Annotated in this window: 15 protein-coding genes; 3 read left to right on the plus strand and 12 right to left on the minus strand. The window is 46.1% G+C overall.

Annotated features, from left to right (window positions below; genetic code table 11):
• Positions 1-2 precede the first annotated feature (2 nt).
• The gene (locus tag DESYODRAFT_RS24460; protein ID WP_007787164.1) at positions 3-827 is read left to right on the plus strand and encodes an XrtA system polysaccharide deacetylase; all 825 of its coding nucleotides are present in this window, start codon (positions 3-5) and stop codon (positions 825-827) included.
• A 41-nt stretch (positions 828-868) separates the two neighbouring features.
• Here DESYODRAFT_RS24460 and DESYODRAFT_RS29420 read toward each other — a convergent pair whose 3' ends face one another.
• The 7 genes from DESYODRAFT_RS29420 to DESYODRAFT_RS24495 all read right to left on the minus strand — a co-directional run bounded on the left by DESYODRAFT_RS29420 (position 869) and on the right by DESYODRAFT_RS24495 (position 7,666).
• Positions 869-1,486, minus strand: a complete 618-nt coding sequence (locus DESYODRAFT_RS29420; RefSeq protein ID WP_007787166.1) for a hypothetical protein — start codon at positions 1,484-1,486, stop codon at positions 869-871.
• 101 nt (positions 1,487-1,587) lie between these two features.
• Positions 1,588-2,166 (minus strand): Uma2 family endonuclease, encoded by a 579-nt coding sequence (locus DESYODRAFT_RS24470; protein ID WP_042340101.1) that lies wholly within the window; start codon positions 2,164-2,166, stop codon positions 1,588-1,590.
• A 22-nt stretch (positions 2,167-2,188) separates the two neighbouring features.
• Positions 2,189-2,767 carry a Uma2 family endonuclease gene (locus DESYODRAFT_RS24475; RefSeq protein WP_007787169.1) on the minus strand — a complete coding sequence of 193 codons (579 nt, stop codon included), beginning with the start codon at positions 2,765-2,767 and terminating at the stop codon, positions 2,189-2,191.
• Positions 2,768-2,870: 103 nt separating this feature from the next.
• Entirely contained in the window at positions 2,871-3,575 is a 705-nt protein-coding gene (locus tag DESYODRAFT_RS24480; RefSeq protein ID WP_007787171.1) for a glycosyltransferase family 2 protein, read from the minus strand.
• On the minus strand, positions 3,572-3,958 hold the full coding sequence (locus DESYODRAFT_RS24485) for a DUF2304 domain-containing protein (RefSeq protein ID WP_007787173.1): 387 nt from the start codon (positions 3,956-3,958) through the stop codon (positions 3,572-3,574). Before DESYODRAFT_RS24485 ends, DESYODRAFT_RS24480 begins: the two co-directional genes overlap by 4 nt.
• Entirely contained in the window at positions 3,959-5,284 is a 1,326-nt protein-coding gene (locus DESYODRAFT_RS24490) for an ArnT family glycosyltransferase (protein ID WP_007787174.1), read from the minus strand. It abuts the gene before it with no gap.
• A 30-nt stretch (positions 5,285-5,314) separates the two neighbouring features.
• The gene (locus DESYODRAFT_RS24495; protein WP_042339117.1) at positions 5,315-7,666 is read right to left on the minus strand and encodes a cell wall-binding repeat-containing protein; all 2,352 of its coding nucleotides are present in this window, start codon (positions 7,664-7,666) and stop codon (positions 5,315-5,317) included.
• Positions 7,667-7,904: 238 nt separating this feature from the next.
• Between DESYODRAFT_RS24495 and DESYODRAFT_RS24500 the strand changes: the two genes are divergently transcribed.
• Entirely contained in the window at positions 7,905-8,213 is a 309-nt protein-coding gene (locus DESYODRAFT_RS24500; protein WP_007787176.1) for an AbrB/MazE/SpoVT family DNA-binding domain-containing protein, read from the plus strand.
• Positions 8,182-8,439, plus strand: a complete 258-nt coding sequence (locus DESYODRAFT_RS24505; protein WP_007787177.1) for a type II toxin-antitoxin system RelE/ParE family toxin — start codon at positions 8,182-8,184, stop codon at positions 8,437-8,439. The genes DESYODRAFT_RS24500 and DESYODRAFT_RS24505 overlap by 32 nt, the downstream gene beginning before the upstream one ends.
• Before the next feature lie 371 nt (positions 8,440-8,810).
• Here DESYODRAFT_RS24505 and dltB read toward each other — a convergent pair whose 3' ends face one another.
• Genes dltB through dltC form a run of 5 tightly spaced genes read right to left on the minus strand, consistent with a single transcriptional unit; the run spans position 8,811 to position 13,203 of the window.
• Entirely contained in the window at positions 8,811-9,983 is a 1,173-nt protein-coding gene (dltB, locus tag DESYODRAFT_RS24510) for a D-alanyl-lipoteichoic acid biosynthesis protein DltB (RefSeq protein WP_007787178.1), read from the minus strand.
• Positions 9,984-10,013: 30 nt separating this feature from the next.
• Positions 10,014-11,603, minus strand: a complete 1,590-nt coding sequence (dltA, locus tag DESYODRAFT_RS24515; protein WP_007787179.1) for a D-alanine--poly(phosphoribitol) ligase subunit DltA — start codon at positions 11,601-11,603, stop codon at positions 10,014-10,016.
• A 19-nt stretch (positions 11,604-11,622) separates the two neighbouring features.
• A complete protein-coding gene (locus DESYODRAFT_RS30040; RefSeq protein ID WP_007787180.1) occupies positions 11,623-11,790 on the minus strand; it encodes a teichoic acid D-Ala incorporation-associated protein DltX in 168 nt (55 codons plus the stop codon).
• Complete coding sequence (dltD, locus tag DESYODRAFT_RS24520) at positions 11,753-12,967, minus strand: D-alanyl-lipoteichoic acid biosynthesis protein DltD (protein ID WP_007787182.1); 1,215 nt, start codon at positions 12,965-12,967, stop codon at positions 11,753-11,755. Before dltD ends, DESYODRAFT_RS30040 begins: the two co-directional genes overlap by 38 nt.
• The gene (dltC, locus tag DESYODRAFT_RS24525) at positions 12,967-13,203 is read right to left on the minus strand and encodes a D-alanine--poly(phosphoribitol) ligase subunit 2 (protein WP_007787184.1); all 237 of its coding nucleotides are present in this window, start codon (positions 13,201-13,203) and stop codon (positions 12,967-12,969) included. Before dltC ends, dltD begins: the two co-directional genes overlap by 1 nt.
• Positions 13,204-13,206 lie beyond the last annotated feature (3 nt).

Here is a 13,206-nt window from a genome sequence, read left to right on the forward strand (position 1 = left end):
CAATGAAAAATATATTGACAATTGACTTAGAAGAATGGTTTCACGCCAATTATCATGACGATGTTTTTGATAACCAAAAAACCTATGAAGTACGCATACTTCAGAATACGGAACGACTATTAACCCTCTTTAACGAACATAAAGCCAAGGCCACCTTCTTTGTCTTAGGCTATGTCGCCGAAAAGCATCCCCGGTTAATCCGGGATATTTTAGCTGCCGGACACGAGATCGCCTCCCATGGGTATGCCCATCAACTCCTTTACCAACAAACACCGGAGGAATTTAAAGAAGACGTACGCCAAGCTAAGAAACGGGTTGAAGATATTGTCGGCACAAGCGTTAAGGGATACCGCGCCCCTTCCTGGTCCATCACTCCCAGATCCCTCTGGGCCTGGGAGATCCTGCAAGAGCTGGGCTTTAAGTACGATGCCAGCGTCTTTCCTATTGAGACCTTTCTTTACGGCCTGCCCACCGCTCCGCGCTTTTCCTTTCACCCCGAATACAATGGTAAAATACTCGACCTTCTTGAAGTCCCTTCCTCGACAGTGCGATTTCTGACTAAAAATATTCCCTTCGCCGGAGGCTTCTACTTCCGGGCCCTTCCCTATCCCGTGATCGCCCAGTGCATCAAAGCTGTTAACAAAGAGGGGCATCCCGCGATTGTTTATCTGCACCCTCGTGAGATCGACCCGGAACAGCCCCGGCTGGCCCTGAGTAAGAAGGAAAGCTTTATTCATTATTATGGGGTTAGCAGGTGTGAGCAGAAATTGATACGTGTATTGAAGAGGTTTGAGTTTACTTCGATTGAGGAGTATTTTAAGCTCTAATACAAAAAAACGAGATCGAAGGTCTTCCTGCGATCTCGTTTCTATTTTGCTGATTTTAGCCTTGCGATGTCGCTCCAGTTACTCGCTGTAATTAATTCAACATTTACTAAGTCTTTTCTAATGGCCTTAACTTCTCCGCTTATCTCCGCTATATCAAGTGCCATCACGTCGTGTTCAGCTTTATTAACCTGTGCTAAATGCTCTAAAGCCTTTAATATCTGAGTATTTTCTTTAATTTGATTTCCCTGCATGTCTACTTTTTCTGATAAGGTAGTGATCTGATTTCCCTGATTGTCTACTTTCTCTGATAACGCACTAATCTGATTTCCCTGCATGTCTACTTTCTCTGATAACGCACTAATCTGATTTCCCTGATTGTCTACCTTCTCTGATAAAGCACTAATCTGACTTCCCTGATTGTCTACTTTCTCTGATAACGCACTAATCTGATTTCCCTGATTGTCTACCTTCTCTGATAAAGCACCAATCTGATTTCCCTGATTGTCTACTTTCTCTGATAACGCACCAATCTGATTTCCCTGATTGTCTACTTTCTCTGATAACGCACTAATCTGACTTCCCTGATTGTCTACTTTCTCTGATAAAACAGTAATCTGATTTGACAACCCTTCAAGTGCCTGAAGAATTTTGTCTTCCATTTCTCTTAAACCTCCTTCCTCTTTTTAGTGGAATTACTTAAATTATAGCATAGCAAGTCCATGAAATCATTGATCTTTTTCTCTGAAGGATAAGGAGTATACTAATCTCTTTTAAAGACTTGCTTTAAATCAATACCAATATCAGGGAATACCCTGCTCTCTAAATGGCTGTCCTCAGTATAAATTCCTGGTTTTCCGTATTGATGGTCTTTTCCTAAAACAAAAACCATCACCGTATTATCAATCGGATGCACAATCCAGTATTCTTTGACTCGATACTTCTCGTAGAGAGCCAGCTTTTTCACATAATCCAAACTAATCGTTGTCGGAGAAATCACTTCAATGACTAGATCCGGGGCGCCTAAACAACCCTTATCGTCTAATTTAGATTCGTCACAAATAACCGTAAGGTCTGGTTGGACTACATTCCTTATTTGCTCATCTTCCTCTAGTTCGCTAAAACGTACATCGAAGGGAGCAGCGTAAATTTTACATGGCTTCTCCGTAAGATAACTGCGAATCTGGTAAAATAATTCACCTAAAATCTCTTGGTGCCTCCTGGAGGGAGCTGCGACATTATAAGCGATTCCATCAATCAGTTCCCAGCGTTCGTCTTCAGCCCATACTAAATACTCAGCGTATGTATATCTATTATTATCCTTCTGTACAGGTAAAGACACTTCAGCCACCCCCGTTATACTATCAAATATCAAAAATCTTGCTAAGATCAATGACTAACTCCGGAAAAATCGATACTTTAACATGATCATTTTCAGTATACAGCTCAATCCTTCCGTATCTGCTGTTATCCTGTAAAACAAAGACATTTACAAGTTTGGTATCAGGCTCTACTATCCAATATTCCTTAACCCCGGCTTTTTCGTAAACGTTAAACTTTAAAAGCCTGTCAATTCGGACTGTAGAGGGTGATAATATTTCGATAACCAGACTGGGAACACCATAATAGCCGGTTCCTTTTAATCGGCTTTTGTCGCAAATCACTAATAGATCCGGCTGATATACATTCGTAACATCTTCATCATTATATCTTGCTTCAACCTCAGGTAATCTTAAATCGAACGGTGCCGCAAACACCTGACATTGCTTATCACGTAAGTACTCGCCAAACTGCAGCATTAATTCTCTTGATATACCCTGATGCTGCCAGGTTGGGGCCGACTGCATATAGGGTATCCCATCTATAATTTCCCATCGTTCATCGTCTGGAAATTTCAGATAGTCAGCATATGTGTATTTTCTATCCTGTTTTGATAACGACACTTGGCATCCCCCCTGCTCTTGTATTGTACCAAATTTTTACATGCTTTGCATCTGAGTCTTTTTACCTTTAGATCTCGTTTCTTAGTCGACAGAGCACAAAAAGCTAATCATTCCAAATCCGGCTCATCATGGAGTTAAGAATAATCGCCAGACTCACCTTAAACATATAATACCCGCTCTTGAACGGCGTAATCGACGAACTCCCCGACAACCTTGCATCCATTTCCACGGAAATCTCGATCACCCGCAGTCTGTTCTTAAGCAGGGTAACAATAGCATCCGGCTCCGGGTAATCCGTAGAATAGTGGGCGGACACAATCTGCAAAGCCTTTTGATTATAGGCACGAAATCCCGACGTAGGATCCGTAAAGTTCTTACGCACTACAGACTGGATGGTTTTACTTAGCAAATAAATCCCTAATCTCCGGGGCCAGGCTGATTTATAGGAGGTTTTTTCTAAAAACCTGGATCCGATGGTTACATCTGCTTCCCTCAGCAGTATAGGGTCCACTAATTTCCTGATTTCCTCCGCTCTGTGTTGACCGTCTCCATCGACTTGTAAAGCCACCTCATAGTGGTGCTTTAAGGCATAGAGAAATCCGGTCTGAACCGCTCCTCCTATGCCGAGGTTGACCGGCAAGGAAATCACCTTTGCCCCATAGGCCCGGGCAACCTCGGCAGTCTGATCCGTAGAGCCGTCATCTATGACGAGTACATCGAGCCAAGGGGATGCGGTCCTTAGATTTTGAACCACACTGCCAATATTATCTGCCTCATTCAATGCCGGAACAATCGCTAATGTTTTCATGAAAAGGGGTTCCTCTCTTTAGGTTCTTCACCGGCGGAGTTTTCTTCCAATCGTTTCAAGTCATCCTCGAGCAGCGCGATCCGTTGGACCAAGACCCGGTTATTCGAACTTAATTTGGATATCTCCAGTGAAAAATGAACACACAGGACAAACACCAGAACTCCAAAAATCACGAAGATCGCAGATGGGGCATAATAGATTCCCATTAAGTCTGCTATATACTCAATCCCATCTTTCCAGAGGGATAAGCTGATCATACCCAGTCCTGCAACAATCCAAATCAGAGAGTATTCAACCGCCAGACGCCGGCGGCGAACTTTCTCAACGATAAAGCCCGTTACAAGCAGGCTCGTTAATAAAACAACTATTTGAACCCGTGACATTTAACCCACCCTCCTGCTTGTTCGCCGCCGAGCCCTTGCTAGTCTTCCTATACCCTTAATGATTAATACCAAACCCAGAGACCCCAAGAGGATCATCCCGGGCATCGCCGGCAGGCGATAGCGAGCACCGTCCACCACCGTGATCATACTCACCACAAAACTATAGTAACCCGTAAACAGCAGCAGAAAGCTGTATTTTTTTAATTGGAAGAGACTTAAGACAGCCCCGCTCAACCCTAACCAAAGATACCACTTGTCCAGCCAATCTCCCTGCATTTTATAAGCCTTTCCTACATGGGAATCAATCGGCTGCCAGAAAAGGTTTGTTTCCTTTTCCAAGGTGCGCTCTAAAAAGAGCATAGGATGCTCCCAAATGTAAGACACGGCCAATTGCCGGTATTCCTTCTCTTGTTCTAAGATCGGCAGTTTTTCAATTCTTGCTTTCTCTTCAGGATCATAACTGGGCTGAGCAAAATAAAAATACTCATCCGTCACTGTCGCCGGATTGTTCCCCAGGTACATCTCATAGGAACCATAATTTGATACGGGAATAAACTGCTGGTATTTGATCCCATTGCGGATCCACCAGGGACTCATAACCACCACCGTCATCATAACAATAATGGCAAAATCCCGCAGAGCGATTTTCAAACGCCCGCGCTGTATCCACAAGATCCAAAATCCCAGGACCGGGAAATAAAGCAGCAAAAAGGGCCGAACAAGATTCGAAATCCCAACAGTCACCCCTAAAAACAAGAGGGTTTTGAGACTCGGACGTTCAGCTTCTTTCGCATAGCGGGCTAAGAGATAGAGAAAAAGGGTGATCGTAAAAACATAGGTTACTTCTGTGATTATGAACATCCCCCAAAAGGCAAATAAGGGATACCCCAGGGTCAGCCCATAGGGGATCCAGGCATACCCCTTGCCAAAGAGGAGTTTCCCTGTCTTATAGCTGAGCACTGCGCTGACCGCGCCCAGTCCGGCATGGAGAACCAGGATGACCGCGCCGTAGTTGGTTAAGCCAAATATCCCATAGACCAAAGCCAGGAGCATGGGAAAGACCGGACCTACCACATAATCCCGATAGTAGGGAATCGCCCGTACACCCCCGTCATCACCCTGGAAAAAATTTGCCGTATTCACAAGTCCCTGGCCATTCAGAAAATTCTCGGCAATGTTGGAATAGAGTAACCCATCCGGTGAAACAAAGTGACTTATGTTATAGGATTTTATATAGAGGAGTTCGACCACCAGAGCGATTAAAAACAGAAGCCCTGTGATCCATAACCTTTTGAATTCTCGTTTTCTATTCGATTTATTATACAATGGTTATTTCCATCCTCTGCCGGTTTAAGATTATTGGGGAGTTAAGAGACTCCCTAAGGTCTTTTCAGTCGTACTGGTGATTACCCCAGTGCCGCCTAAAATATAAGCTTGCTTGGTGGTTCCGCTCAAACTCTTTAGGTAAGCTTTAGTATCCGAATTCAGATCCCCTTTAGGAATCAGGAACATGGGGCTTCCGGTTAAAGCTGCAAAAGCGCCCCCGGATAGTCCATCCGGGAAGGTTTCCCCTGTGGCAAAGATGATTGATTCGGGATTTTGGTTAAAATATTTCACAATTTGTAACATCGTATCATATTTTGTATCCCCAGCCAAGCGCAAGGGACCATAGCTGGCCAGGGGGCCTCCCTTGGCATCAAAGGTCGGAGATATGGCAAATTTTCCTCCTACGATAATGGTCTTGGTCACGCCAAAGTCTTTGAGGATTTGCTTAGTGGCGGCGGGTAATTTGCCTTGTTCCGTTAAAAGGATGGGGATTCCAAGATCTGCCGCGGGAGCAGAAGCTGACAAAGCATCCGGAAAGCTGGTGCTGGAAGCCAGAATCACTTGGGTACTGGGGCCAATCTTTCTGGCAATAGCTGCCGCTGTATCTGCGGCTTCGTCTCCGAAGATTCGCTCATAGGTTAGATCCTCTTTGACAAGGGCATTGGTGACGGGCTTGGTAATCGCGCCTTCCCCCCCAATGACATAGACGTTGTCCGCTCCCAGCCGTTTTAATTCTTGTAAAACCGCTTTATCCAGCTGATAGGGAGAGGTTAACAATAAGGGTGCCTTAAATTTCTTGGCTAAAGGGGCTGCTGCCAAAGCATCCTGGAAGCGGTCCACTCGGGCCAGGAGTACAACTGGAGAGGAGTTATCAGCCCAGCCTGCCTGGGATATTTTAATCGCGGTATCTTCCGCACGTGTTCCGTAGAGGCGTTCCAGGCTGAAGGATCCAGGTTCGGGTGTTGGAGTTGGGCCTGGTGCCGGGTTCGGATTTGGATCAGGTGTTTGGCCTCTGCTTGGGTCATAGATAGAATCCGGGTTCTGGTCAATGCTGCGCGAAAGTTCATAGCCGGTCTTAGCTCGTTGGGTTAGACCGGCATCAAGAACTAACCCATCCAGAACCGTCAAGTAGTATTTGGACGCACTGGCCTTTGAAGCAGCGGTTCCCTCTTTAGCTAATTTGTCAGCTTCCGCCAGGATTTTTTCATAAGCCTTAGTAAGACCCGCCTTTGCCCGTTGTTCCAGGTCAGCATCCAGATCTGATCCTTGGAGAACCACTCCATAGTCTTCAGCCGCAGTCAGGTAGGAGGAAGCGGAATCTTTGAGGAGGAGTTTATCGGCTTCAGTAATTACTTTGTTCAGGGCACTTTGAAGCCCTTTGTCAGCACGTTCCGCGATACCGGCATCCAACTTCGGTCCCTGCAAAACCGTCCAATAATATTTTGCTGCTGTCGAGCATGAAGAGTCCTTACCCTCCCGCACCAAACTATCAGCTTCTGCTAACAGGTTGCCATAAGCGCTCAGGATTTTCTGGGAAATAGCGGATTTATTAGTGACTGTCGGACTGTTATAGGCGGTTACATAAAAGCCTAAAGCGTAATATGAACTCCAAGGTGCATATTTGAACCAATAATCTCCGTTAGCAGCCTCCACGCCAGGCCCCCCGCCGGATGAAACCAATGAATCAGGATCGATCTCTAAATCTCCCAAATGAGTCGTCGCCGGTGTACTCCAACGGCTGGAGTAGTAAGGAGGATTGACCGGAGGCAGCAGGGATTTAGAGATTTTAGTCGCTCCCGGGGCAAAGGTAATTGCACTATTATACTTTTGTCCCATCAGACTAAATACAGAATCCTGATAGGCGGATTTACCGGTTAAGACATTGGGGTTATTCCTGACTGCCCAGCTATTGTAGCCCCAGACAGCAAAATACCAGTTTTCCAAAACGTTGCGGTCCCCATCTCCGATCTTGGGGAAAGCCCGCCATTTCTGGTTGAGCATTTGGCAGCCGATCTCAATGTTATAGTCGATATCCGTCTTCAATCTCTCAATAGTAGCTGTGTCCTTAGGATCATAGGAAGAAATCTGCATAATCCCGATTCCTATTCCGTCACGCCCTATTAAGGGCTTATCGGTTAAGGGTTGTCCGGTTGCCGGATCCAGTTCATATTGCTTCCAGCCGCTTTCCATCCAGGCAATCGCTTTGAGGAGTACGGGAGGAATATTATATTGGTTTGCCATATCCTCTAACTTTTCGCCAATCTCTATGTAATAAGCCTTTTGATCAAATGCGGCCATGACCGGTCTGGCCGGAACCAGCTGCATAATAATGAATCCCATGACAAGTACCGCCATGATCTTTCTGCTGAGATACCCCTTCATAATCCCTATTACCCCTTCCTTCAGTGTCCAGAGTTCTGGACTGCATTTTATGACTTATTCGACACCATAGGAGAGGATTCCTGCCCAATAACTGTTAATCGACCGCTTTGCAAAACTTGGCAGGGATTAGCCGCCCAGCGCAAGTGGTCTCCTTATCTGCGCTTATGCACTGCCCTCTTTGTAATTTAAACATTTCTATGTTAGGCTGTAATTACAGTAAAACTGAAGGAGCGAAATTATGGCTAATATTCAACAAGTTCAAAAGCGGATGCTCGTGAGTCTTGCGCAAATTGCCAAAGATATTAACTTAAATGAAGGAGATTATATCCTCATCGAAAAAAGGGATAATGGTGTTTTTTTAAGACCTGTGGACTGGGTTGATAAAAAACAGAAGTATTTTTGGACTGAACCCTGGCAAGAAAAAATGCAGCGCAGCCAAGAAGCCTTGGAAAACGGCGACTATAAGACGTTTGAAAGTATGGAAGATGCAATTAGGGACTTGGAGGACCTTGCCAATGCCAGTGGTAATAAGAACAAGACCCTTTGATCTGGACTTCCTTTCCCTCAGCGGAGACGAACAAAAGCAAGTCTTGAAAGCTCTCCGTTCCCTTGCTGCTAACCCCAGACACCCTTCTCTGCAGACGCATAAAATCGAAGGAACTGTATTTATCGAGGCTTACGCCAATAAAGATATACGGATAATTTTTGAAAGAACCGGCGATACAATCGTTTTGCGGGCCGTTGGACATCACGATATCTTGAAGAACTTTTAGTTAACTAACCGCGGATTCACTTACATTAACATCTTATTAATTTAGAAACCTTGACTGGCTCTGATCCTTCCAAGCTTGTCCCAAATTTCCAAATTCCCAAACGTTTGGGAATTTGGAAATTTGGGACAAGCTTGGCCACTATATCAATTTAGCAAGTAGGTACCCTATGGTACCCCAAAAATAGTGAAAAAAGCACTACTCTATATATAAATGAGTAGTGCTTTTCTTATGCTGCTACGATATTTACAAAAACCAAACCAACGGGTACAAAGCGTTTTAAAAATTATACCACAAGGCTCAACCCGCCAAAAGAGCAGAAATACCAAGATCCAACGGCCGCCTAAAATCCGGCTTAACCCCACAGCCGTCATCTAAAACAGACGGCCGGAAAAAATCAAAAACCCAAACATCACAAAATTAAAAGTAACCAGAATCGCTAACAGATCCCACACGGGACCTTTACCCCAAAACTTCCGGGTTTTATTCTGGCGGTCGAGATAATCAAAGCCAATCATCAGTCCTGCATGATAGAACCCATAGAGAACATACTGGGGTTGGATTCCGTGCCAGACACCCATGATGCCAAACAGCAGAATATAGCCGATATAGGAAGCCGTATAGCGGTTGCGAAAGCGTTTCTTCTTGGCTGAATCAAGGACAAAACGCATATAGATGTAATCCCGGAACCAAAAGGATAAGGACATATGCCAGCGGTTCCAGAAGTCTTTGATATTCTTCGAGATAAACGGTTTATCAAAGTTGATCGGGGTTCTAATACCCATCAGATAACTGACCCCTATAGCAAAAGCGCTGTACCCTGCAAAATCAAAGAAGAGATACAAACCATAAGCATACATATATTGAAGGGTTGGCAGGAAGCCAAAACTGTGGTTCAGCGGGTCAAGCCAGTATTTATTGATAAGATAGGCGATAATAAACTTATAGAGAAAGCCCCGAAAAATATAGTCCATTCCCTGAATGGCCAGCTCTCCATACTCCCGCCGGTTCAGAGGTTTATCGAGATCCGCAACAAAACGCCGGTAGCGGTCAATGGGACCCGAGGCCAGCGTCGGGAAAAAGAGGACAAAACTGATAAAATCCGGCAGCTGAACCTCTTTGATCAACCCGTCGCGGATTTCCATAAGAATACCCACTGTCCGAAAGGTTAAATAGGAAATCCCAATAAAACCGACCACAGTCTGCCAAAAGCCCAGCTCAATAACCGTGGGATTTAGCTTTACGGCTGCCAGCGGCAGAATTGATAAGAAAATCACCAGATAAAAGATACTGGAAAGATTCTTATCCTGAGCTTTCAGCCGATAGGACAAATAACCCCGGACGATGATCCATTGAAACATCAGATACCCTATCATCTGATAGAGCACGCTTAAAGGGCGCCCGATGAGAAGAAGCATGCCCAAGGTGGAAAGCAGGACCCACATGGCTCGCACTTTACCCGCTGCTCCCAAGATTCCGAGCAAAACGGCTGGCACGATGGGAATCAGCAAATAGATAAAAAAGGAAAAGTCCTCAAACGGCGTCATTACTGCCTCCTAATAAACAATACTCTTGATTCAGCTCTGGGATAAAGCCCGGCGGTCCGCCTTGCCATTGGGTGTCATTGGCATTTTATCGAGAAATTTAAACCGGCGCGGGATCATATACTCGGGCAGGTGTTGGCGCAAATCCTCCCGCAGAGCAAGAACTGCCTTAAATTCATCCTCAACAGGCTTGCTCACAGTGACAAAGGCCTGTAAATACTCTACTTTACCACGGCGTTCCACCGGTAAAACCACGGCATTATCCACCAGGGGCAGGCGTCTGAGATTTTCCTCGATCTCTCCTAATTCGATTCGGTAACCATGGAGTTTGACCTGGAAGTCCAACCTGCCCTGGTAAAAGAGAAGTCCATCTCTGAACAGCCCTGAATCCCCTGTCCGGTATGCCTTCCAGGTGACTCCTTGTTCCTGCCAGCTAAAAAAGGCTTTAGCTGTTTGCTCCGGATTATTAAGGTAACCCACACTGACATTGGGCCCGGCGATAACCAGTTCTCCTGCCCTTCCCTCAGGCAGAGTCTCAGGCCTATGGCTTAAAACGCCCTTCTCAGCGGTGATGGCTGCGGTGAGCTGATCCGTATCACAGACCAGGAGCAGAGCATCCGGTTTGACCCTTCCTACGGGAAGAGGATTAAACTCCTTCAGAATCTCCGGGGTAATCGTCAGGTTGGTTGCCGCCACAGTGGCCTCGGTGGGCCCATAGAGATTTTCCACTTTGGCGCGCGGAAAGCGCTGAGTGAGTTTGACCGCACAATCATGGGTAAGAATCTCCCCGCAGAAAAGAAAGTGCTTGACCTGGGGCAAGAGGGTATCATTAAAACTGGGGTCCATCAAACAAACCTCGGCAAAGGAGGGAGTTGATACCCAGTAACTGACATTCGAGCTGCCCAAAGAGGTGAAGAGCTCTTTCGGGTTGGCGATTTGGGCCTTGTCCACACTCCACAGGGTTCCCCCTGTGCTTAAGGACATATATAAGTCCATCACAGAAAGATCGAAGGAAAAGGGAGCCTGATTGAGAAAGACTTCCTTGCTTTCCTCCGGCTCAAAGGCCGAATTGACCCAGTTGAGAAAACTCTCCAAGGCCCCCAGGGTAATCTGCACCCCTTTAGGGACCCCGGTACTGCCTGAGGTATATATAATGTAGTAAACTTCATCCGGCTGCACCTGCCAAGCGTCGGGGGGTACCTCCGAATGATATCCGTTCAGGATACTGTCCGGCCCGACCAGGGAAATCATTTCGTGAATTAAGACTTTGCTCGAAGCAATCCCCTCCGGCACCTGCTGGGGAGAAAGGACAATCCGCGCCCCGGAAGCCTCAATGATTTGCCGGAGACGCTCTGCCGGCACAGAGGAATCGACGGGTATATAGGGATGACCGGCTTTGACGCAAGCGTGGAATAAGACCAGCATCTCATTTTCTTTATGCCCATACACAACAACTGGGGTTTGCCGGGTTATTCCCTGATTAAGACACAGTTCATGAAGCCAAAGCGCCGCAGAATTGGAACTGCTTTCTAAAGAGGCGTAGGTCAAAACCTTATCCCCATGTCTATGGGCCGCCCGTTCCGGACATTTTACAGCCCAATCATGGATTTTTTCACTAAGCATACACACATTCCCCACTTGCCTAAAAGTTATTGTAAATAAATGGAGCAGCCGTCTGTTGCTTCTGTACTAAATAAAGAATAAACAGCCCCATCAGGATGAGGTAGTAATAAGCAGCGCGACCCAACCAGGTCAGGGCAGGATTCCATTCCTTAGATCCCTTCGTGATAAAATCCGTCCAGTGCTTCATCAATGCTCACCCATCCTTTCCAACCTAAATGCATGGTATCTTGTAAAAAGTAGGAATCATATTCGTGATCCCCTAAATTCACAACCTTAAAGCCCCGATCTTGAATCATCTTCTCAGTTCGTGCATAATAAGCCTTTCGCTCTTCCTTGGGAAAGCCCGTATAGTCATACCAGGCTCCATTGACCGGCACGATCACGAACATCGGCTGGGCTTTAGTTTCCTGGAGAATCGTCAACAAAAGTTCCAGATCCCGGTATTCGGGAGAAGGATAAAATCCTGAATTGACCGCTGAATTCCTCTGCTCGGCAAACTTCGGTTGTATGTACTGGGTATAGTACTCATTCAAGATGCCGAAGGGATTATTTTGAGTGCTTGATTTCCCCTGCTCGGTCGCCTTTTCGTTTACTTCCGGCCAGGTCGGGAGAGGCGGGGCAGTTTCAGAGGCATTAATTTCAGCGATTTTCGGGTTGATCAGCTGAGCGTAATCAATGGTCTTGAGAGCGTCCTGGGCTTCAAGCGCCGCCATTTTAAGCCTCCCTTGGACGGCTAAACTCACCTTCCGGTAAGCTGCTGTCCGGCCTGGATCTAAGGACTGGGAAAGAAGCGCCTGGAGAGTAGATTCCTCTTCAAAGGCTCCGGGAAAATCCAAGAGACGTTTTATTAATTGCTGTTTGGTCGGTTCAGACAACCTGGAGTTAAAAACGATCCGATAGGCGTGCAGAGCGGAAAAATTCTGCTTAAAGTAGGCGGGACTGATTCCTTCCGGCGTGAACCATTGGGCGGAAAGAATGACGGCAATTTTTTTGCCCTGAAGAGATTCTCCAAGAGCTGCCATGTTTAAAGCATGAATAATATCCTGAGTCCCTCCTCTGCCTACAAGAAAAGGGGCAAACCCGGCGGGCTTTCCCTCAAAAAGGCGTGACGGATGGAATTCTGAGACAGCCGAAAATTCGGAGGATCCGTAAATCGGAAGAACGTCCGGCAATTCCATGGCTTTTTCCTGAAGGATCGTGCCCTGGAATGCTACGGGAGTTTGGGATCCGCCAATGGTTTGGGTAACCCCCGGTTTCAGCCAAAAACCTGCAGCCCATTGAGTCAAAGAGCCCATCCACACTATGGTTAAGACAAAGAGCAGAACCGCCAGCAGCATTGGCCCAAGTCGATGTCGCATGATCATTAACCCTTCCGCTCCTCCAGGTAGGCAATGATTTTATTGGCGGTCTCCCATTCCTCCCGTTCCATTTCTGTGGGTGCCACGTCAATTTCGAGCTGCTCATGAATAGCTACAAATAACTCTATAATTCCAAAGGAATCCAGCAATCCATTTTTAAATAACTCTAAATCCGGATTCCTCTTTATTTCATCCGCACCGCAAATATCCGTTAATATATCAAGAATTTTTTCTCGTATCATGAT

The sequence above is a fragment of the Desulfosporosinus youngiae DSM 17734 genome, assembly GCF_000244895.1.
Taxonomy (GTDB): domain Bacteria; phylum Bacillota; class Desulfitobacteriia; order Desulfitobacteriales; family Desulfitobacteriaceae; genus Desulfosporosinus; species Desulfosporosinus youngiae.